Source organism: Pseudomonas sp. SbOxS1 (assembly GCF_013416725.1).
Classification (GTDB): domain Bacteria; phylum Pseudomonadota; class Gammaproteobacteria; order Pseudomonadales; family Pseudomonadaceae; genus Aquipseudomonas.
Genome location: NZ_JAAVXC010000002.1, coordinates 577263 through 598031, shown reverse-complemented (window position 1 = coordinate 598031; position 20769 = coordinate 577263). Strand labels below are relative to the sequence as shown.

16 protein-coding genes are annotated in these 20769 nt (G+C 58.9%); 2 read left to right on the top strand and 14 right to left on the bottom strand.

The features are described 5' to 3' along the window. Nucleotides 1–29: 29 nt before the first annotated feature. The 8 genes from fdhA to HFK74_RS03630 form a co-directional block, all read right to left on the bottom strand. Nucleotides 30–1229 carry a formaldehyde dehydrogenase, glutathione-independent gene (gene fdhA / locus HFK74_RS03665; protein ID WP_008057129.1) on the bottom strand — a complete coding sequence of 400 codons (1200 nt, stop codon included), beginning with the start codon at nucleotides 1227–1229 and terminating at the stop codon, nucleotides 30–32. A 163-nt stretch (nucleotides 1230–1392) separates the two neighbouring features. Next, on the bottom strand, nucleotides 1393–2250 hold the full coding sequence (gene purU / locus HFK74_RS03660) for a formyltetrahydrofolate deformylase (RefSeq protein WP_008057128.1): 858 nt from the start codon (nucleotides 2248–2250) through the stop codon (nucleotides 1393–1395). A gap of 156 nt (nucleotides 2251–2406) precedes the next feature. Continuing rightward, nucleotides 2407–3039, bottom strand: a complete 633-nt coding sequence (locus HFK74_RS03655) for a sarcosine oxidase subunit gamma (RefSeq protein ID WP_180202380.1) — start codon at nucleotides 3037–3039, stop codon at nucleotides 2407–2409. Nucleotides 3040–3188: 149 nt separating this feature from the next. Beyond that, nucleotides 3189–6206 (bottom strand): sarcosine oxidase subunit alpha, encoded by a 3018-nt coding sequence (locus tag HFK74_RS03650; protein ID WP_180202379.1) that lies wholly within the window; start codon nucleotides 6204–6206, stop codon nucleotides 3189–3191. Beyond that, a complete protein-coding gene (locus HFK74_RS03645; RefSeq protein ID WP_007980417.1) occupies nucleotides 6203–6532 on the bottom strand; it encodes a sarcosine oxidase subunit delta in 330 nt (109 codons plus the stop codon). The genes HFK74_RS03650 and HFK74_RS03645 overlap by 4 nt, the downstream gene beginning before the upstream one ends. A 14-nt stretch (nucleotides 6533–6546) precedes the next feature. Next, entirely contained in the window at nucleotides 6547–7797 is a 1251-nt protein-coding gene (locus HFK74_RS03640) for a sarcosine oxidase subunit beta family protein (RefSeq protein WP_180202378.1), read from the bottom strand. A 23-nt stretch (nucleotides 7798–7820) separates the two neighbouring features. Beyond that, nucleotides 7821–9074 carry a serine hydroxymethyltransferase gene (glyA, locus tag HFK74_RS03635; protein ID WP_008057116.1) on the bottom strand — a complete coding sequence of 418 codons (1254 nt, stop codon included), beginning with the start codon at nucleotides 9072–9074 and terminating at the stop codon, nucleotides 7821–7823. Between the two features lie 283 nt (nucleotides 9075–9357). After that, nucleotides 9358–10086, bottom strand: coding sequence for a TraX family protein (locus tag HFK74_RS03630; RefSeq protein WP_180202377.1), 729 nt, complete (start codon nucleotides 10084–10086; stop codon nucleotides 9358–9360). 131 nt (nucleotides 10087–10217) lie between these two features. Here HFK74_RS03630 and HFK74_RS03625 point away from each other — a divergent pair, with 131 nt between their 5' ends. Then, complete coding sequence (locus tag HFK74_RS03625; protein WP_008057114.1) at nucleotides 10218–11258, top strand: low specificity L-threonine aldolase; 1041 nt, start codon at nucleotides 10218–10220, stop codon at nucleotides 11256–11258. 162 nt (nucleotides 11259–11420) lie between these two features. Here HFK74_RS03625 and gbcB read toward each other — a convergent pair whose 3' ends face one another. Further along, complete coding sequence (gbcB, locus tag HFK74_RS03620; RefSeq protein WP_180202376.1) at nucleotides 11421–12521, bottom strand: glycine-betaine demethylase subunit GbcB; 1101 nt, start codon at nucleotides 12519–12521, stop codon at nucleotides 11421–11423. 295 nt (nucleotides 12522–12816) lie between these two features. Between gbcB and gbcA the strand changes: the two genes are divergently transcribed. After that, nucleotides 12817–14112, top strand: coding sequence for a glycine-betaine demethylase subunit GbcA (gene gbcA / locus HFK74_RS03615; RefSeq protein ID WP_180202375.1), 1296 nt, complete (start codon nucleotides 12817–12819; stop codon nucleotides 14110–14112). Between the two features lie 119 nt (nucleotides 14113–14231). Here gbcA and HFK74_RS03610 read toward each other — a convergent pair whose 3' ends face one another. The 5 genes from HFK74_RS03610 to HFK74_RS03590 all read right to left on the bottom strand — a co-directional run bounded on the left by HFK74_RS03610 (nucleotide 14232) and on the right by HFK74_RS03590 (nucleotide 20755). After that, on the bottom strand, nucleotides 14232–16190 hold the full coding sequence (locus HFK74_RS03610) for a hypothetical protein (protein ID WP_180202374.1): 1959 nt from the start codon (nucleotides 16188–16190) through the stop codon (nucleotides 14232–14234). Nucleotides 16191–17037: 847 nt separating this feature from the next. Then, nucleotides 17038–18225 (bottom strand): retropepsin-like aspartic protease, encoded by a 1188-nt coding sequence (locus tag HFK74_RS03605; protein ID WP_257230242.1) that lies wholly within the window; start codon nucleotides 18223–18225, stop codon nucleotides 17038–17040. A 93-nt stretch (nucleotides 18226–18318) separates the two neighbouring features. After that, complete coding sequence (locus tag HFK74_RS03600; RefSeq protein ID WP_180202372.1) at nucleotides 18319–19233, bottom strand: RHS repeat-associated core domain-containing protein; 915 nt, start codon at nucleotides 19231–19233, stop codon at nucleotides 18319–18321. A 161-nt stretch (nucleotides 19234–19394) separates the two neighbouring features. Further along, entirely contained in the window at nucleotides 19395–19961 is a 567-nt protein-coding gene (locus tag HFK74_RS03595) for a GNAT family N-acetyltransferase (protein ID WP_180202371.1), read from the bottom strand. A gap of 23 nt (nucleotides 19962–19984) precedes the next feature. Next, a complete protein-coding gene (locus HFK74_RS03590) occupies nucleotides 19985–20755 on the bottom strand; it encodes an electron transfer flavoprotein subunit beta (RefSeq protein ID WP_180202370.1) in 771 nt (256 codons plus the stop codon). Nucleotides 20756–20769: the final 14 nt, after the last annotated feature.

The following is a 20769-nucleotide window of genomic DNA, read 5'->3' as shown; positions in this document are numbered from 1 at the left end:
CTGGCCGCCCTTCTAACCGGTATTGGTCACTACGCCGCACTAAACAGCTTATGCGGATCAATCACAAACTTCTTCGGCACACCCGCATCAAACTCACCATAACCTTCCGGCGCCTGATCCAGGCTGATCACCTGCACACCCACCACCTCAGCAATGTTGATGCGGTCCCACATGATCGCCTGCATCAGCTGGCGGTTGTACTTCATCACCGGGGTCTGGCCGGTGTGGAAGCTGTGGGATTTGGCCCAGCCCAGGCCGAAGCGGATGCTCAGGCTGCCCATTTTCGCGGCGGCGTCGACGGCACCTGGATCTTCGGTGACGTAGAGGCCCGGGATACCGATTTTGCCGGCAACACGCACCACGCCCATCAACGAGTTGAGCACGGTGGCTGGAGCCTCGTGCTTCACGCCGTCATGGCCGTGGCCGCGGGCTTCGAAGCCTACGGCGTCGATGGCGCAATCCACTTCCGGTTCACCCAGCAGCGCGGCGATTTGCTCGTGCAGTGGGGTGTCGAGGGACAGGTCGGCGATTTCGAAGCCCTGGGCCTTGGCGTGGGCCAGGCGCACGGTGTTGACGTCACCGACGATTACCACTGCCGCGCCCAGCAGGCGAGCGGAAGCGGCAGCCGCCAGGCCGACCGGGCCGGCACCGGCGATGTAGACGGTACTGCCCGGGCCAACGCCTGCAGTCACGGCACCGTGGTAGCCGGTCGGCAGGATGTCGGAGAGGCAGGTCAGGTCGCGGATTTTTGCCATCGCGCGATCGCGATCGGGCAGTTTCAGCAGGTTGAAGTCGGCGTACGGCACCATGGCGTATTCAGCCTGGCCGCCGGTCCAGTCGCCCATGTCGACGTAACCGTAGGCACCGCCCGGACGCGCCGGGTTTACGCTCAGGCACACGCCGGTGTGCATTTCCTTGCAGGAACGGCAGCGCCCGCAAGCCACGTTGAACGGTACGGACACCAGGTCGCCGATTTGCAGGTTTTCGACGTCGCGGCCCTTCTCGATCACTTCACCGGTGATCTCGTGACCCAGCACCAGGCCGGTTTGCGCAGTAGTACGACCGCGCACCATGTGCTGGTCGGAACCACAGATATTGGTGGAAACCACACGCAGGATGACAGCGTGTTCAATCTTCCTGCCGCGCGGGTCCTGCATTTTCGGATAGTCGATTTTCTGTACTTCGACCTTGCCAGCGCCGAGATACACCACACCACGATTGCCAGACATGCTTTCACCTCGCTGTTGTTTTTATGGATCCGCGTTGCCCAGGCAGGCAGCGCGTTAAGTGCTCGGTTTTCTTGTGTTGCCTGTTATGGCCTCTTCGCTGGCAAGCCAGCTCCTACAGGGGATCGCGGTCAAATGTAGGAGCTGGCTTGCCAGCGAAGGCGATCTAAAGAACGACGGTTCTGTTGGCGTTCAAAAACACTCTTCTCTCAATGTGATACCCAACGGCTCGAGCCAGGGTCAGCCCTTCGATATCGCGCCCCTTGGCGATCAGGTCTTCCGGGTAATGGCTGTGATCCACCACCTCGACGCCCTGGGCGATGATCGGTCCCTCATCGAGATCGTTGTTGATGTAGTGCGCCGTGGCACCGACCAGTTTCACGCCCTTGTTGTAGGCCTGGTGGTAGGGTTTTGCACCCTTGAAACCCGGCAGCAGGGAGTGGTGGATGTTGATCGCCCTGCCGTCGAGTTTGCGGCACAGCTCCGGCGACAGGACCTGCATGTAGCGGGCGAGGATCACCAGTTCGGCGCCGGACTCTTCGATCACCTGCAAGACCTGACGCTCCTGTGAAGGCTTGTCGTTTGGGTCCAGGGGGAAATGGTAGTACGGGATCTGGTGCCAGTCGGCCAGCGGCTTGAGGTCCGGGTGGTTGGAGACCACGGCGACTACGTCCATCGACAACTGGCCGATGCGTTGGCGGTAGAGCAAATCGTTGAGGCAGTGATCGGCCTTGGACACCATGATCACCACTTTCGGGCGATGATGCGGCGGGGTCAGCTCGAAAATCATGCCAAAGGCCGCACCGCGCTCGGCAAGGCCTGCGCGAAAGGATTGCTCGTCGAAGCCGTCAGGCTGGCGGAACTCCACACGAATGAAGAAACGCCCCGAGAGGCGGTCATCGAAAGAGTGGTGTTCGGTGACGTAGCAGCCCTGCTCGAACAAAAAGCGGGTCACCGCGTCCACCGTGCCGAGCACACTGGGGCAATCGGCGGTCAGGATCCATGTGTCTGGGGCGCGGCTCATAGTGCGGTGACTCCTGTGCGATTTGTTGACAACCGCTTCGCGGTTGATCGCGGGCAAGCCTCGCTCCTACAGGTCCGCGTCGTCCAAATTATTCGCGAACGACACAAAACCGTAGGAGCGAGCGGGCGGCGAACCGACTTGCCCGCGAAGGCGATCTCAAGCCTGAACGCTAAGGCCGAACTCGGCAGAAGCATCCTGCAACCACAACCACCAGTAATCCGAGAAGCTGCGACGGATCAGCAGTTCCCAGGTGTCTTCGGCGGTGTGGCGGATCACCAGTTGCGACTTGGCGAACACAGTACCGACCGCCTTGCCCACCGGGAAGTTGTTGGGGTGCACGTCGTAGCTGGTGGATTTCATCAGCACCTGGCGCACGTTCGGGCCGCTCAGTTCGAGGATCTGCTGGCCACCGCTGACGTTGACGATCTGGATGTGCAGGTCGCCCAGCGCCTTGCGCAGTTTTTGCTCGGCGGCGAATTCTTCACCGGTCGGCACGATCAGTAGCCACTCATCCGGGCCCATCCATTGCAGGCTGGTTTCGCCCTTGACGATGACGGTCAGCGCGCCCGGCAATTCGATGCCCAGGGCCTTGTGTACGCCCGCGGCGAACGCGGCATCGTGGCCATCGCCACGGATGGTCAGGTGGCCGAGGAGTTTTTTCTCGCGCACGGTCACGCCGGCGCTCTTGCGACCCTTGCCCACCAGGCTGGCGAGGTCGGCGTGATGCAGCGACGACTCGGCCTTGGCCCCGGAGGTTGGGCGTTGTTGGTAAACATTGGCTGCGGTCATAAAGCACCTTTCCTGAATTCTGTTGGTTCCTGTGGTGGCTGAACTACCGCCATCGCGAGCAGGCTCGCTCCTACAAGGGTTACGCGATCACCTGTAGGAGTGAGCCTGCTCGCGAAAGCGTCGGCAGGCTCACCACAGGGCCTGGGCCATTACACGTTCTGGCGTTCGCCTTTCGGATCGAAGAACACCGAAGAAACGATTTCCGCCTCGATCACGCTGCCGTCCGCCAGTGGCGCGAACACACGTTCGCCCATGCGGTTCAGGCCGCCCTTGACCACGCCCATGGCAAACGAATAGCCCAGGGAGTTGTGCAGGTAGCTGGAGGTCACGTGACCGACCATGGTCATCGGGATCGCCTGCTTGGTGTTGAACACCAGTTGCGCACCTTCCGGCAGCCACTTGTTCGGATCGATCGGCTTCAGGCCCACCAGCTGCTTACGCTGATCACGCACGCAGTCTTCACGGTTCATGCCACGCCAGCCGATCCACGAGAACGGTTTGGTTCGACCGACACACCAGCCCATGTTCAGGTCGTCCGGGGTCATCGAGCTGTCAGTGTCTTGCCCTACGATGATGAAGCCCTTCTCGGCCCGCAGTACGTGCATGGTTTCAGTGCCGTACGGGGTCAGGTTGTACTTCTTGCCGGCGTCGACGATTTTTTCCAGCACGCCCATGGCGTAGTCGGCTTGCACGTTGACTTCGTACGACAGCTCACCGGTAAACGAAATCCGGAAAATCCGCGCCGGCACACCACCGACCAGGGCTTCTTTCCAGGTCATGAACGGGAAGGCTTCGTTGCTCAGGTCGGCGTCGGTGACTTCGCTGAGCAGCTTACGGCTGTTCGGCCCGGACAGGGTCATGGTTGCCCAGTGATCGGTCACGGACGTGAAGTACACCTTCAGCTCTGGCCATTCAGTCTGCGAGTAGATTTCCAGCCATTGCAGCACGCGTGCAGCGCCGCCGGTGGTGGTGGTCATCACGAAGTGGTTGTCGGCAAGACAAGCAGTTACGCCGTCGTCAAAGACCATGCCGTCTTCTTTGCACATCAGGCCGTAGCGGGCCTTGCCCACATCGAGCTTGGTCCAGGCGTTGGTGTAGATGCGGTTGAGGAACTCACGTGCATCCGGGCCCTGGATGTCGATCTTGCCCAGGGTCGAAGCGTCCAGCAGGCCGACGCTGTCGCGCACGGCTTTGCATTCGCGCTTGACTGCCGCGTGCATGTCTTCACCGGATTTCGGGAAATACCATGGACGTTTCCACTGGCCAACATCTTCGAACTCGGCGCCGTTTTTCAGGTGCCACTGATGCAGGGCGGTGTAGCGCACTGGCTCGAAAATGTGCCCACAGTGACGACCAGCTACCGCGCCGAAAGTTACCGGCGTGTAGTTCGGACGGAACATGGTGGTGCCCATCTGCGGGATGGTCACGTTCAGCGAACGGGCAGCGATAGCCAAACCGTTTACGTTACCCAGCTTGCCCTGATCGGTGCCGAAGCCCAGCGCGGTGTAGCGTTTTACGTGCTCTACCGACTCGAAGCCTTCGCGGGTCGCCAGTTCGATGGCGGCGGCGGTGACGTCGTTCTGCAGGTCGACGAATTGCTTCGGCGCCCGTGCGGTGTTCTTTTCGTGCGGCACCTGGAACAGCGCCAAAGTCGGCTCTTCCAGACGGGCCAGGGCTTTTGGCAAGGTCGCTTCGACCGCACCGAAACCGGCTTCGCTGGCAGCGCGCACGCCACCTTCAAAACCATCGGCCAGGGAGTCGCCGAGGCCGTAGACGCCGTTGATGCCACCGACGCACACGCGTTTCTGCGGAGCTTCGCCCGGTACGAAACCGAGGATGTCTTCACGCCAGATCGGCTTGCCGCCCAGGTGCGAAGCCAGGTGTACCACCGGGCTGTAGCCGCCGGAGCTGGCGACGATGTCGCACTCGAGCCACTCGCCAGGGCTGGTGACTTTGTGGCCTTTGACATCGATGGCTGCAACGCGGGCAGCGGTCACGTGCTTGCTGCCACGGGCCTCGATCACGGCGCTGCCGGTGAGAATGCGAATGCCCTTGGCGCGTGCTTCTTCCACCAGCGCACCACGCGGGTTGCTGCGGGCGTCGGCGATCGCCACCACTTGCAGGCTGGCGTCGAGCCAATCCAGGGCAACGCGGTAGGCGTGGTCGTTGTTGGTCGACAGCACCAGCTTCTTGCCCGGTGCCACGCCGTAACGGCGCACGTAAGTCGAGACAGCGCCAGCCAGCATGTTGCCCGGCACGTCGTTGTTGCCGTAGACCAGTGGACGCTCGTGAGCGCCGGTCGCCAGCACTACACGCTTGGCGCGAACACGGTGGATGCGCTGGCGCACCTGGCCAATCGGCGCGCGGTCGCCGAGGTGATCGGTCAGGCGCTCGTGAATGGTCAGGAAGTTGTGGTCGTGGTAGCCGTTGACCGTGGCGCGCGGCAACAGCAACACGTCCGGGGTGTTCTTCAGCTCGGCGATGACGCTGGCGACCCATTCCACGGCAGGCTTGCCGTCGAGGCTTTCGCGGGAGTCGAGCAGGCTGCCGCCGAACTCTTCCTGCTCATCAGCCAGGATCACCCGGGCACCGCTACGCGCAGCCGCCAATGCAGCGGCCAGGCCTGCAGGGCCGGCGCCGACGATCAGCACGTCGCAGTGCTGGTTCATGTAGTCGTAGGTGTCCGGATCGTTCTCGGTCGGCGAGCGGCCAAGACCTGCAGCCTTACGAATGTACTTCTCGTAAGTCATCCAGAACGATTGCGGGTACATGAAGGTTTTGTAGTAGAAGCCCGGTGGCATCAGCTTGCCGCCGACCTTGCCGAGAATCCCCATCATGTCGTTGTTCACGTTTGGCCAGCCGTTGGTGCTGGTGGCGACCAGGCCCTGGTACAGCGCTTGTTGCGTGGCGCGTACGTTCGGGATCTGCGTGGCTTCAGTGGCGCCGATCTGCAGCACTGCGTTCGGCTCTTCGGCACCAGCGGCGAAGATGCCGCGCGGGCGGGAATACTTGAAGCTGCGACCGATGATGTCGACGCCGTTGGCCAGCAGTGCAGCGGCCAGCGAATCGCCTTCGAAGCCTTTGTAGCTCTGGCCGTTGAAGGTGAACGTCAGGACTTTGTTGCGGTCGATCCGTCCGCCGTTGGACAGGCGATTGATCTGGCTCATACCTTCTCTCCCAGAGCCGTGCTGGCCGCTTTCGGGCTATCGGTCTTGTCGGTGAATTGTGGCTTGGTGCCGATCTTGTAGGTTTCGAGAATCTCGTAGGTCACGGTGTCGCGGGTGACGTTGAAGTACTGGCGGCAACCGGCGACGTGATCCCACAGCTCGTGGTGCAGGCCGCGAGGGTTATCGCGGAAGAACATGTAGTCGCCCCACTCCTCATCGGTGCAGCTGTTGGGGTCCAGTGGGCGCGGGATGTGCGCCTGGCCGGATGCGTGGAATTCCTCTTCGGAGCGCAGTTCGCCGCAGTGAGGACAGAAGATATGCAACATGGGGATTTCTCCTGTTAGTGGGCAACCGCAGCAGCGCCGTGTTCATCGATCAACGCACCGTTGTGGAAACGGTCGATGGAGAAAGGTGCAGCCAATGGGTGCATTTCACCCTTGGCCAGGCTGGCGGCAAACACGTTGCCCGAGCCAGGTGTTGCCTTGAAGCCACCGGTGCCCCAACCGCAGTTGAAGAACATGTTCGGCACCGGGGTTTTCGAAATGATCGGGCACGCATCCGGCGTGGTGTCGACGATGCCGCCCCACTGACGGTTCATGCGTACGCGGGACAGGACCGGGAACATCTCGACGATGGCCTGGATGGTGTGCTCGATCACCGGATACGAACCACGCTGGCCGTAGCCGTTGTAGCCGTCGATACCGGCGCCGATTACCAGGTCGCCCTTGTCGGACTGGCTGATGTAACCGTGTACGGCGTTAGACATGATCACGCTGTCGATGATCGGCTTGATCGGCTCGGACACCAGCGCTTGCAGCGGGTGGGATTCGATCGGCAGACGGAAACCGGCGAGCTTGGCCATGTGCCCGGAGTTACCGGCGGTCACTACGCCGACGCGCTTGCCACCGATGAAGCCCTTGTTGGTTTCCACGCCGATGCACACGCCGTTTTCCTTGCGGAAACCGATCACTTCGGTCTGCTGGATCAGGTCCACGCCCAATGCGTCGGCGGCACGGGCAAAGCCCCAGGCCACGGCATCGTGACGGGCCACGCCGCCGCGACGCTGGACGGTCGCGCCCATTACTGGGTAGCGGGTGTTCTTGGAGCAGTCGAGGTACGGGATCTCGTCGGCCACTTGCTTGGCATCGAGCAGCTCGCCGTCCACGCCATTGAGGCGGTTGGCGCTGACCCGACGCTCGGAATCACGAATGTCCTGCAGGGTGTGGCACAGGTTGTAGACGCCGCGCTGGGAGAACATCACGTTGTAGTTGAGGTCCTGGGACAGGCCTTCCCACAGTTTCATCGCGTGTTCGTACAGGTGCGCCGACTCGTCCCACAGGTAGTTGGAGCGCACGATGGTGGTGTTGCGCGCGGTGTTACCGCCGCCCAGCCAGCCTTTCTCGACCACGGCCACGTTGGTGATGCCGTGTTCCTTGGCCAGGTAGTAGGCGGTCGCCAGACCATGCCCGCCACCGCCGACGATGACCACGTCGTAGACCTTTTTCGGGGTCGGCGTGCGCCACATGCGCTGCCAGTTTTCATGGTGGCTGAGGGAGTGTTTGAAGAGGCCGAAGCCTGAGTAGCGTTGCATAGTCATTTACTCCAAAACCGCACTCAGCGATAAACCGGGAAGTCCGCGCACAGGGCCGATACTTGCTGGGCGACATTGGCCTCGACATCGGCATCGCCGAGGTTGTCGAGGATGTCGCAGATCCAGCCGGCCAACTCGACGCACTGGGTCACCTTGAAGCCGCGAGTGGTGACCGCCGGGGTGCCGATGCGCAGGCCGGAGGTCACGAACGGCGACTGTGGATCGTTCGGGACAGCGTTCTTGTTCACGGTGATGTGGGCGCGACCGAGTGCTGCGTCCGCCTCTTTACCGGTCAGGCCCTGACGGATCAGGCTGACCAGGAACAGGTGGTTATCGGTGCCGCCGGACACTACATCGTAGCCGCGTTTGATAAACACGCCGGCCATGGCCTGGGCGTTGTCGATCACTTGTTGCTGATAAGCCTTGAAGCCTGGCTCCAGCGCTTCCTTGAAGCACACTGCCTTACCGGCAATGACGTGCATCAGCGGGCCGCCTTGGGCACCAGGGAATACCGCGGCGTTGAGCTTCTTCTCGATCTCTTCGTTGGACTTGGCCAGGATCAGGCCGCCACGTGGACCGCGCAGGGTCTTGTGGGTGGTGGTGGTGACCACGTCGGCGTACGGCAGCGGATTCGGGTACAGGCCGGCAGCGACCAGACCAGCCACGTGGGCCATGTCGACGAACAGCAGCGCACCGACTTTGTCAGCGATCTGACGGAAGCGCGGGAAGTCCAGAGTCTTGGAGTAGGCCGAGAAACCGGCAACGATCATTTTCGGCTTGTGCTCGACTGCCAGGCGTTCGACTTCGTCGTAGTTGATCAGGCCGGTGTCGGTGTCGATGCCGTACTGTACGGCGTTGTACAGCTTGCCGGAGGACGAAACCTTGGCACCGTGGGTCAAGTGACCGCCATGGGCCAGGCTCATGCCCAGGATGGTGTCGCCGGCTTGCAGCAGGGCCAGGTACACGGCGCTGTTGGCAGAGGAACCGGAGTGCGGCTGCACGTTGGCGTAATCGGCGCCGAACAGTTGCTTGGCGCGTTCGATGGCCAGGGCTTCAACCTTGTCCACGTGCTCGCAGCCACCGTAGTAACGCTTGCCTGGATAGCCTTCGGCGTATTTGTTGGTCAGGCCGCTGCCTTGCGCTTCCATCACACGTTTGCTGGTGTAGTTCTCCGACGCGATCAGTTCGATGTGATCTTCCTGGCGTTGCTCCTCGGCATTCATCGCCGCCAGCAGTGCATCGTCGTAACCCTTGATCTGGTCTTGCTTGCTGAACATCGCGTCTCTCCCAGCGGCGGCGGTGCGCCATTCGTCTCGGTGAGGCACTGGCTTTTCGGCAGTGCCCTTTGATAGCGATGGTATGACCGGCTTGGAGTCGTCAAATGCCTACGCGCGCCACGCAAAGGTGCGTTTACGACATGGCGGGAAATGGCATGCCGTACATGACCTTTGATCCTCCACAGATCCCTGTGGGAGCGAGCCTGCTCGCGATAGCGGCCTCACATTCAACATTGATGTCGGCTGGCCCGCCGCCATCGCGAGCAGGCTCACTCCTACAGGGTCAGGCGATGGCCTGTCGCAGTGCCAGCAACACCAGGAAATGCACGGGATACAGCGCATACGCCCAGCGCCGCATCGGCGGTGGTTTTACGCCCTGGGCATGTCGCAACAGGAACACCCCCAGCCATGGCGCAATCAGACAAGTAACGACAGCCGCCATGGCCACGTGATTACCCAGTCGAACGGAGTAATACAGCACCTGCCATTGATTGGCCGCCAGACACACCAGTCCCGGCAACAGGGCGAAATACCAGGGTCGCCGGATCACCAGCAGCATTGCCAGCGGCAACATCACGCCGAAAAACCCGAACATCAGCTGTCGCGCAAACAGTGCCGCCAGCACGACGGCGCCGACCGCCAACAGTCGCGCCGGCAGAGTCCGGTCCTGCCAGCCCCGCACCACCAACAGACCGAGTGCCAGCGTGGGCATCACGTTCAACGTGTCGGGGTTGGGAATGAACATTCGGTAGGGTATTTCACTCACGGCGCTAAACATCAACAACCAGCCCAGATAGCGCCAGTGTCCGTTGGTCGCCACCGCCGGCTTGCGCGCCAGATTGGCCGCCATCGCCAGGCAGAACCACGGGAACGCCAGACGCCCCGGCACATACAGCCAATCGGCGGAGTAACCGACATATCGCAGGTGATCAAGCACCATGCTCAGCAGCGCCAGCCACTTGAGCAGATCCAGTGCACGGTCGCGCTGATTTAAGTGTGTAGCCATGTGCATAATTGCCCCACATCCTTGTAATGTTCTGACAGTTACATCCTGTGCGTACCCCGGACGATCTTCGGTAAAGTGCGCACCATCATCGACCACGAGACGCTTCACCATAAGCGCCTCGACCACGGAAGCAGGCCATGACCGATAAGAGCCAACAATTCGCCAGCGACAACTATTCCGGCATTTGCCCTGAAGCCTGGGCTGCCATGGAACAGGCCAACCATGGCCACCAGCGCGCTTACGGTGACGACGAGTGGACCGCCCGCGCGTCCGACCATTTCCGCAAACTGTTCGAAACCGACTGCGAAGTGTTCTTCGCCTTCAACGGCACCGCCGCCAACTCGCTGGCCCTGTCGTCGCTGTGCCAGAGTTACCACAGCGTGATCTGCTCGGAAACAGCCCACGTCGAAACCGACGAATGCGGCGCACCGGAATTCTTCTCCAACGGCTCCAAACTGCTGATCGCCCGCACCGAAAACGGCAAGCTGACGCCGGATTCGATCCGCGAAATCGCCCTCAAGCGCCAGGACATCCACTACCCCAAACCCCGCGTCGTGACCCTGACCCAGGCCACCGAAGTCGGCAGCGTCTACACCCCCGACGAAATCCGCGCCATCAGCGCCACCTGCAAGGAGCTGGGCCTGAACCTGCACATGGACGGCGCGCGATTCTCCAACGCCTGCGCGTTCCTCGGGTGCACGCCAGCGGACCTGACCTGGAAGGCCGGCGTCGACGTGCTGTGCTTCGGCGGCACGAAAAACGGCATGGCGGTGGGTGAGGCAATTCTGTTCTTCAACCACAAGTTGGCTGAAGACTTCGATTACCGCTGCAAACAGGCTGGGCAGCTTGCTTCAAAGATGCGCTTCCTGTCGGCGCCGTGGGTCGGCATCCTGGAAAACGACGCCTGGCTCAAATACGCCAACCATGCCAACCGCTGCGCGCAATTGCTGGCCGAACTGGTCAGCGACATTCCTGGCGTGGAATTGATGTTCCCGGTGCAGGCCAACGGCGTGTTCCTGCAACTGTCGGAACCGGCTATCGCTGCGCTGACCGCCAAGGGCTGGCGGTTCTACACCTTCATCGGCAACGGCGGCGCACGCTTCATGTGCTCGTGGGACACCGAAGAAGAGCGCGTACGGGAATTGGCGCGGGACATTCGGGAAGTGATGTCCCACTAAAACACGGGCTCACACAACCCCTTGTTGGAGCGAGCCTTGTGGCGAGGGGATTTATCCCCGTTGGGTCGCGAAGCGGCCCCTAAAAATGGGACTGCTGCGCAGTCCAACGGGGATAAATCCCCTCGCCACAAGGCTCGCTCCCACAGGTTTCTACAGCGTCTATCAAAACTCGATGCGCACATCGCCCTTAGGCACGCTGCAGCACGACAGGATGTACCCTTCGGCTTCGTCTTCCTCGGTGATCCCGCCGTTGTGCTCCATCTCCACCTCCCCGCCCAGTTTCAGCACCTTGCAGGTACCGCAAATACCCATGCCGCAGGCTTTGGGAATCAGCAAACCGACCTTGGCCGCCGCCGCATGCACGGTTTCGCCAGGCGCCACGCGAATGCTCTTGCCGGACGAGATGAACTCCACCTGGTGCAGATCCGCCACGTCGACTTCCGGGGCTTCGGCCGCTTGTTCGGCATGTTCCACCGCGTCGGCACGCGCCTCTGGCGGCGTCGCGCCGAAGGATTCCTCGTGATAACGCTTCATGTCGAAGCCAGCAGCTTCCAGCAGGCGCTTGACCGCATTCATGTACGGTGTCGGGCCGCAGCAGAACACTTCCCGTTCAAGGAAATCCGGCGCCATCAATTCAAGCATTCGGTGGTTGAGGTAACCGCGATAACCGGCCCAGGGCTCGCCCATGCCGTGCTTCTCGCAGATCAGGTGCAGGCTGAAATTCTCGATCCGCGACGCCATGTGCTCCAGCTCGCGGTGGTAAATGATGTCCTTGGGCGAACGGGCGCTGTGGATAAACACCATGTCGACATTGCCGTTGGTGTCGTAGAACCAGCGCGCCATGGACATGACCGGCGTGATGCCGACGCCGCCACTGAGGTAAAGCACCTTTGGCGCAGTGAAGTCCATGGCATTGAACAGCCCGACCGGCCCGTGCACCGCCAGCTCCTGGCCTTCGTGCAGGGTGTCGTGCAGCCAGTTGGACACCTTGCCGCCCGGCACCCGCTTGATGGTTACCGAAAAGCTGTACGGCACCGACGGTGAGCTGGAAATGGTGTACGACCGCATGATCGGCTGGCCTTCGATTTCCAGCTCCAGGGTGACAAACTGCCCGGGCTTGAAGAAGAACATGATCGGCTGGTCGGCCATAAAACAGAAGGTGCGCACATCCCAGGTTTCCTGGATGACTTTGACACACCGGACGATGTGCCGACCATTGGCCCAGGTCTGGGTGGTTACCGGGTTCAGGAAGCTGTTGGACATGCTGATCTCCACGGCCGACTGTCGGCCTTCATGTTGGCGATTCTGCGTATAGCGCGAAACACCCATTTACCTATCTGCGACATTCACATGCTTATCGCGACCAGCCCCCAACGACCGGGGCTTGCGCGTCGGGAACAGATTGCACCATGTCGCCCATGGATAAGGTTCTGGCCAGCGCCGGCCCCACACTCGCCCCATACCAAGACACAATCTTTACACCTTGCGTAGCAACCCTTAGCAGTACACCTGATTAGCCACTTTCGCCGGCCACGCAGATGGCCTTGAGGATTAAACGATGGACGTCACTACTACTCTGAGCCTGGGCGATCCGCTGGAACCCGCACGCAAGGCCACCGCACAGATGCTGCAAGAGCGCGAGCGCACCTTCTCGCTGCCGCAGCCGTTTTACTCTGACGAGCGCCTGTTTGATATCGACATGCAGGAGATTTTCCAGAAAGAGTGGTTGATCGCCGGCATGACCTGCGAAATCCCGACCAAGGGCAACTACCTGACCCTGCAAGTGGGCAAGAACCCGATCATCGTGATCCGTGGCGCCGATGGCGTGGTGCATGCCTTCCATAACGTCTGCCGCCACCGTGGTTCGCGCCTGTGCACCAGTGAAAAAGGCAAGGTTGCCAAGCTGGTCTGCCACTACCACCAGTGGACCTACGAGCTCGACGGTCGCCTGCTGTTCGCCGGCACCGAAATGGGCGCCGACTTCGACATGAAGCAATACGGCCTCAAGCCGGTGAACGTGAAGACCGCCGGTGGCTACATCTTCATCAGCCTGGCGGAGAACCCGCCGGCCATCGATGACTTCCTGTCGACGCTCAGCCATTACATGGAACCGTACGACATGGAAAACACCAAGGTGGCAATCACCACCACCTTGATGGAGAAAGCCAACTGGAAGCTCGTGCTGGAAAACAACCGCGAGTGCTACCACTGCAACGCGTCGCACCCGGAACTGCTGAAAACCCTGCTGGAATGGGACGACGTCACCGACCCGCGCGCCGACCAGGCGTTCAAGGACCACGTGGCCGCCTCTGCCGCTGCCTGGGAAGCCGAGAAGATCCCTTACGCCCACGCCAGCTTCGGCCTGCGTAACCGCATCGTGCGCATGCCGCTGCTCAAGGGCACCGTGTCGATGACCCTGGACGGCAAACAAGGCTGCGCCAAGCTCATGGGCCGCATCAAGAACCCGGACCTGGGCTCGATGCGCATCCTGCACCTGCCACACTCGTGGAACCACTGCATGGGCGACCACATCATCGTGTTCACCGTGTGGCCGATCAGCGCCCAGGAAACCATGGTCACCACCAAGTGGATCGTGCACAAGGATGCCGTTGAAGGCGTGGACTACGACGTGGAGCGCATGCGCCAGGTCTGGGACGCCACCAACGACCAGGATCGTCGCCTGGCCGAAGAGAACCAGCGTGGCATCAACTCCACCGCGTACCAGCCTGGCCCGTACTCCAATACCTACGAGTTCGGCGTGGTGAACTTCGTGGATTGGTACAGCGAGCGCTTGCTGAGCAACCTTGGGGCCGAGCCTGCTCCGTATTTAAAGGGCGTGCCCGTTCAGGGCTAGAATGAGGAGTAAATGCCACCGGCCATTCGTAGATGGCCGGTAGCAGATATTTTAGTGTGAATGACTTTGGCCATTGGGGTCCATGCGCTCATCCATCACCTATATTCTCCAGGCATCTGTCAAGGCTTCGGAAAAACCACCAGGCTTACCCACTCTGATACAAGTTCACGCTGGTACCTAGCTCGAACTTGCATCTCTGTTGGCCAATACGCAATAAGGTTATCGAATGTCCCTACTGGGTTAACAACATGATGATTTCCAACTCCAGAGGGACCAAAACTATAGCCAGCCAACTCCAGTCCCGCTACAGGAGCGGGAGCATTCCAACCCATCGTAACGGACCGCCCCTCATTCGATATCACGTGAAAATTAGTAGGCGCTGGAATTTCCGCAATATAGTTTAGCGGAAAGGTTGCAACATCAGAATCGACACCTTGCTCGTTAGTAGAAAAGACTTCTGCATAATAGGTTTCCCCCAACACCAAGCCATTAAATGTATACGAGCCACTGTAAAAGGTTACCCTAGGCCCACCATTTAGAGAATAAGTATAGTTGGCGATATCGTCATATCTATCGAGATAGATCTCTACCCAACCAGGCCCGATCAAAGTACTTTTTAGTGTCGGCTTACTTGGTTTATCTGCCACGGTAATAAAAGTAGACTGTGAACGGGAAGATACTTGACCATTGACAACCTGATCAAATATCAACGACTTGTACCCCAAAGGAAGATCCTTTGTTGGCATGATCTCCCAAGACCCGTAAAGCTCCGCAGTAGCCGTACCATAAACTTCGTCACCCACATAGACTCGAACAGTCGCGCCGTTTTCTGCAGCGGTGCCTCTCATCAACGGCCTGGCTGTTTGCGTAACCGTTCCAGCAACTGGAAGACGGAGAACAGGCGCAGGACGCGGGCCGTGCGTAAATGCTACTGTTTCAGCCCACCTTGATTTTTTATCGTTTAATATCTGAATGCAGGTCAGATTGAAGGCTCCCCTAGGGATGATGTTAGTCCGTATTTCCCATGCATGCGTAGCGGCGTCAACCGAACCATTACCATAACTAGGATGTTCGCGACCACTCTCGTAGAGATACACGAGGGCCCCAGCCTTCCCGGTCCCCCGAACCACAACCCATTCGTCGTCCACAAATCCTCCATTGACTGGACTTGTGATCTCAAGTACAGGGCGAGGTTTTTTTATCTTATTGCTCTCAACACATTGACGTACCATGTCCGAATTTGAACGTGTACACCAGTCAAAGTTTATAATATTACTTTTTGCCTGCCAATCACCGTTTGCCGGGTACCATGCCTTAAGATCTGAAATTATATCTAGCGGCCCGCCAAAAAGACTAAAAGCTACTGCCGATGTTGTCCATAACTCTTCCGCGGGCGGAGGATCATTTATGACACCACCAATATACTTCTTCAGTTCGTCAGTGCTCACCACATTCTGATCAATCCACCGGTGTCCAATTTTATCCCAAAACAAGCTACGATCTCGATATGGCTCCGGGGTAATCCATAATAAGTTACGCACTGCGAAAACCATACGAGGCCCCGGGTGTCGCTCTTTTATTTGCGCAAGGGTCAAACCGCTTGCAGAAAACGGCAACAGGTATTTGTGATAATTGGACACCAAGGCTTCATAAAGTTGTTTATAGGGGATTTCAGCATTCCCCCCCGGTTCGAGTGCATGAACATCCAACACCACAATCTCACCTGGGTGCTCCTCGAGAAACTTCACCACTTCATTCAATATATACCCAAGTTTTCTGCCAGACCCTCCGTGAACGGTAATGAATTTATCAAAAAAACCGCCAGGAGTACCTGAGTACCAATTGATCCTTAGATCCAGAGCCCGTACACCACTTTCAAGCTGATGGTATATTGGGTGATCCTGACACGCATCATAACTATCGTTATCTGTAATATCCGTATCCATTCCTGCATTATGCGCACCAGGCAAACTCAGCTGACACAAGCGATAGTCCTTCACATAGGAATGAATATCTGTCATCCAATTATTTAAACTAAAAGAGCTGGCCGGTTCCGAGTTGTCATCTGTACTTTTCATGGCATCTTCCGAAGCGAGAAGTAAAGATCAACCCTAATCAAACAAACGAAAATTCGCACCTGTCATAAATGACAGTTCGCGATGAAGAATACACATCATGCCTTCGCTGCTCATGTATGGTATTAATTATGTATCAGTTGCAACACAGCACTATGTGGGGCCGAGCTCGCTCGCGAAGGCGCCCAACACACCCTCCCATCGCCCGGCACTCTCTTTCACATAGATCTGTACGAAATATGATCTATTCCGTACAGAGCTATGCCTTCCGCAGCTCCCAGCCTTCCGCAAACAAGTTATCCACACGTCCACCCACAGCGAATGGGGACAACTGTGGAAATGTCGAAAACTTTTTCCACACAAACCAAAGAAAATCCGTGACTTATCCAGAACCCGGGTATTTCATAACAACTGATCATTTATTGACCAACCCTCCAAAGAGCGCGGATTACATGGCCTGCAGAGGATGGCGAACACCTTATCCACAGAAACGCCAACAGACTTTGGGGGCAAGTATTACGCCTCTGTGGAAAAACGCTGAAAGCCGCGAGTTTTCAGGGTTTGCGCACGGTATAAGCGTTAAAAACCTGGAATTGATCAATTTTCAACCAGAAGCCTGAACACCGCTATTTATAAGGCCCCCAGCGGTAAGCGAACATCTTATCCACAGAAGCGCCAACAGAGATTGGGGGCAAGTATTGCCCTTCACCTGATAAAAAAGCGCAGGAAAACCGTAACTTACGCTGGTTATTATTTGATCTAAGCCTCGCAGGCCGCGGTTCGTATGGGTTTCAGCGAGGGGCGAACATGTTATCCACAGAAGCGCTAACAGGGATTGTGGGTAAACACGTCAAACCTTGTTGAAGCATGAGCGCCCAGCGTCGATGTCGAGGTTCAATTCAAAATCGTTAAACGCACGCCAGCCCAGCAAAATCGAAGGCACGTACTGCCCCTGCACCCACGAAGGCGGGATGGTGAAGCCAGGATAAAACCTGTAGGTGATCGCCATGGCACCGCCCGGCAAATTCAACATGCCCTTGAAGGTTTGGTAGCGCTGCTTGTGCGCTGCGTCGATCGGTGAGTTACCAGGGGTCATCACGACATTGACCCGATCGCCAGGTGAGGCGGATGTCAGGTAATCGACATTGCCGGTGTCGACTATCGCCAGCGTGGCCCTGTTATCCAGCCGTACAGCGATCGTCAGGCGCTGATTGAGATCCATGCGGGTGTAGGCGATCGGTGAGTCACATTGCGCGGTAGGCACGGGATTGAGCACCAGGGTTTTGCGGGTGATTTTAAGTCGCCCCAGCTTGCTGATCAGGTCCAGCCCCAGCAAATTGTCCCGATCACTGACAAACACCAACACATTGCGAAACTCGCTATCGCCCACTTTCAAGGAATCAAGAATCCCGAGCCGGGCAGACAGATCTTTCTCACCATAGAACGTGCTGTAGGCGTAGTGGGAGTCGGTTAACAACTTGATCCCCATCAGCCTGGCCGTTTCGGCATTGACCCGGGTTTGCGGAGCGCCAGTGTCGAGGACAAAACGTGCGGAATGACCATTGGCCGCGTCGACATCGATGAAGGGCAGCACCTCTTCGGCAATGAAATGGTCACTGGAATATGGATGAGTCCTGAGCACTTGGCGGCGTGAAGTTCTTTTCACCGTGAAATCGCCGGTCGCCCTCAGGGTCGCAAGCGACTGGTTACCGAACATCGAGAACAATGCCTTCAGCTCTTGATCGGCCTCTATGGCCTGAGCGTGTTTACGCTTGATCGCGAGGTAGTAATCAGGCAATTCTTTGGCGGCTTTAGCCTCGAAAATCCTGGCGATAACGGATATGGAACAACTCAGGTTTTTCTCGGCATCCAGTACGTTTTCACACTGCTGCCTTAGCTGTGCAATGGATGCTTTTTGCCCTTGTGCAGACTCGACCCAATGATAAAAATCGACCGTTGGAGACTTTGCCTGGGGGGCTGCCATCAAACTCGCAGACATTAGCGCAAGGAGCGCCAACGCCCGACTGAAAGCCTTCATATTCAACCCATTCATAAAAACGAGTTTTATGAGTAAGCGCTGAACGTCGCAAAGCCCCCCTGCCCCTGTAGCAGCGCACAGAAAAACTATAGCTCACAAGTCTGTGCTGTTTACGCCTCTAATCTGCTGACCTTGAACTGCGGGATTCGACCGCCGAGGCTCTACTGTAACGACCTCCATAGGCGTGTTGGCAGCCCTGCCCGGGACCTGACCCGGTGCTTGCCCCCGCAGCAGGTTCCATCCACTGGCTTCCTTCGTTGCCTCCCATAGCACGCGCCATCTCGACTGCCCATTACTGGCTGCCGTCGTCATCCATGTCTGGGTGATGCCGCGATTCTGTAGGAGTGCACCTGCCCCCGTAAGCACCTGACCGCCAATGACACCCAGATTCGAACCCAGCGACAAACCGGTGTCAGGCATTCGCGCGACCATAGCCGCGGGTACTCCCACTGCACGTGACGGGACACCTGAGGCGCCGCCCCAAAAACTCATGGTATTGCCAATACGCGTAATCATGGCCTGAGGCCTGCCTGCCACGATTGCCGCGGCAGCCCTGTTGATCGCCGCTCCGGCAAAAATGGTGTTCAACAATGAACCCACAGCGTTTCCAAGAAGTGCCAGCCAAGATCTTCCGCTTGGATCGACGCGATTAACGGGGGAGCCGGAGCAATACGCGTACGCATTCAATCCCCCTTTGCCGAACGGACTCAACCGATCCGGACTGTGAAACCGCATCAGCACCGGACTATAGACCCGATGGCCATTGCCCAAGTGATACCAACCAGTAGCACCTTCCTTTAACTGCCCATTAAAGCCCAGATGCGTTCCCGCCCGTCGGAGGGCGCGTTGCAAACCATAGGGGGAATAGGCGAAGGGGTTCGGCCCGCTGCGATCCAGTTCGGCCAATACGCTTTGTTGCAGATCGCTGGCGAGCAGTAGGGTTCGGTGGGCCCGCGCATCCACTGCGGACAAGAGTTTTGCAGGTTGGGGCTTTCGGGCGATAGGCATCAGTTGCGTCCTTGGTGAGACCTGATAACCCGCAATGAGATGCCTGGTTCTGAACGGCTGGTCTCGAGAAGGCGGGTACCAACTGTTCAGTACCCTAACAAACCTCCGATAAAGCCAACACTATCAGTTCTGCTAGGGTCCCCCCTCCACCCGGGAAACCGCTAAGGCCGATACATCAAATAGGCCTCACCCGTGACACGAATCATCGGGTGCGGCGTGATCTGGCAGGTATCGACAACACGAAAACCATGGCGCTCATAGAACCTTCGGGCACCGGTGTTCGCGGCATAGTCGATCAGGCTCAGGCCATTGAGCCCGAGCCGGTTGGCGCGGTCGTAGGCGTAGGCCAGGAACTGCTTGCCCAGGCCCTGATTGCGCCAGCCTTCATGCAGCGCCAGGCTGGAAATATACAGGGTGTCGGGGATTTCCATCCTGGCGTACGGCGCCAGCACCGGGTCGGTCACTGGCGCTGCGAAAGGATCGTGACGCATCACGTAGCTGTGCAGCATGCCAATGACTTCACCTTCGGCTTCGGCGATCAGGCAGTTCTGCCAAGAGAAATCCACATCGTCACGGGCGTAGCGCAGGGCTCCGACGTCCAGCAGATCCTGCCCGGGTTCTGCTATCTGGCTCCAGATGTAATCCGAAGCCCCCTCCGATGAAATCTGGAACAAACGCGCAATCTCGCGCGCGTCCGCGCGCACTGCCGGACGAAATTCTACTGCCATTGACCTGCCCCCAAAACTGACCGCTAGCGGACCACACCTTCTTCTATCAGCAACTTGAGAATTGCTTCGGCCCCAGCTTGCGCCGTTACGCCCTTGAGCACTTGTCCCCCACCGCCACTGGCTTTCGCCGTTGCGGCTTTCATGCGGTCCGCGCCGCTTTTGGCCTTGATCACCTTCAAGCGTTTTGGGCGTGGCTTGGCCGGTTGCAGGGAGGCGACCGCGAGCAACTCATCGTCGACGATTTCCACGTCCTTGGCCTGCAATACCCCACGCCGGGCCGGGCCGAAGGCACTCTGCCGGGGCTTGGGCGCGGCGTTATCCACAGTGGCGAGAAACGGCAAGCGAACCTTCAGGCGCCGCCGCTGACCGCGCGGCAACGCCTGCAGCACCAATGCCGACCCGCCGTCGATGGACTCGACCTGCGCCAACCCCACTACCAGCGGCCAGCCAAGGCCTTCGGCCAGCAGGAACGGCAGCATGCCCGAGCCTTCCCCGGTTTCGGCCTGGCTACCGGTCAAAACGACCTGAGCGCCGGCATCGCGCAAATACGCGGTCAAGGCCGGTAGCGCATCGGCGCCTTGCGGTTGTTCCAGCACATGCAATTGTTCCAGCCCCATGCCCAGGTAAGCGCGCAAGGCCGGTTCGGCGATGTCGCCGGCGTGCAGCACCTGCAAGTTATCCCCAGCCAGCTGCAAGCCCAGTTCCACCGCCCGCGCATCCTGCTCCGCACGTCGTGGTCGACCGGAAGTCGGGTGGGCGCCGATGGACACCAGGCTGATGATTTTCGTGCTCATAACCCTTTCCTTCC

Coding starts and splice junctions, on each gene's coding strand:
- glyA (WP_008057116.1), bottom strand. CDS start 9,074: ATGTTCAGCAAGCAAGACCAGATCAAGGGTTACGACGATGCACTGCTG.
- HFK74_RS03655 (WP_180202380.1), bottom strand. CDS start 3,039: ATGACCGCAGCCAATGTTTACCAACAACGCCCAACCTCCGGGGCCAAG.
- HFK74_RS03630 (WP_180202377.1), bottom strand. CDS start 10,086: ATGCACATGGCTACACACTTAAATCAGCGCGACCGTGCACTGGATCTG.
- HFK74_RS03600 (WP_180202372.1), bottom strand. CDS start 19,233: ATGCCTATCGCCCGAAAGCCCCAACCTGCAAAACTCTTGTCCGCAGTG.
- HFK74_RS03605 (WP_257230242.1), bottom strand. CDS start 18,225: ATGAAGGCTTTCAGTCGGGCGTTGGCGCTCCTTGCGCTAATGTCTGCG.
- HFK74_RS03650 (WP_180202379.1), bottom strand. CDS start 6,206: ATGAGCCAGATCAATCGCCTGTCCAACGGCGGACGGATCGACCGCAAC.
- purU (WP_008057128.1), bottom strand. CDS start 2,250: ATGAGCCGCGCCCCAGACACATGGATCCTGACCGCCGATTGCCCCAGT.
- HFK74_RS03640 (WP_180202378.1), bottom strand. CDS start 7,797: ATGCAACGCTACTCAGGCTTCGGCCTCTTCAAACACTCCCTCAGCCAC.
- HFK74_RS03595 (WP_180202371.1), bottom strand. CDS start 19,961: ATGGCAGTAGAATTTCGTCCGGCAGTGCGCGCGGACGCGCGCGAGATT.
- gbcA (WP_180202375.1), top strand. CDS start 12,817: ATGGACGTCACTACTACTCTGAGCCTGGGCGATCCGCTGGAACCCGCA.
- HFK74_RS03645 (WP_007980417.1), bottom strand. CDS start 6,532: ATGTTGCATATCTTCTGTCCTCACTGCGGCGAACTGCGCTCCGAAGAG.
- gbcB (WP_180202376.1), bottom strand. CDS start 12,521: ATGTCCAACAGCTTCCTGAACCCGGTAACCACCCAGACCTGGGCCAAT.
- fdhA (WP_008057129.1), bottom strand. CDS start 1,229: ATGTCTGGCAATCGTGGTGTGGTGTATCTCGGCGCTGGCAAGGTCGAA.
- HFK74_RS03610 (WP_180202374.1), bottom strand. CDS start 16,190: ATGAAAAGTACAGATGACAACTCGGAACCGGCCAGCTCTTTTAGTTTA.
- HFK74_RS03625 (WP_008057114.1), top strand. CDS start 10,218: ATGACCGATAAGAGCCAACAATTCGCCAGCGACAACTATTCCGGCATT.
- HFK74_RS03590 (WP_180202370.1), bottom strand. CDS start 20,755: ATGAGCACGAAAATCATCAGCCTGGTGTCCATCGGCGCCCACCCGACT.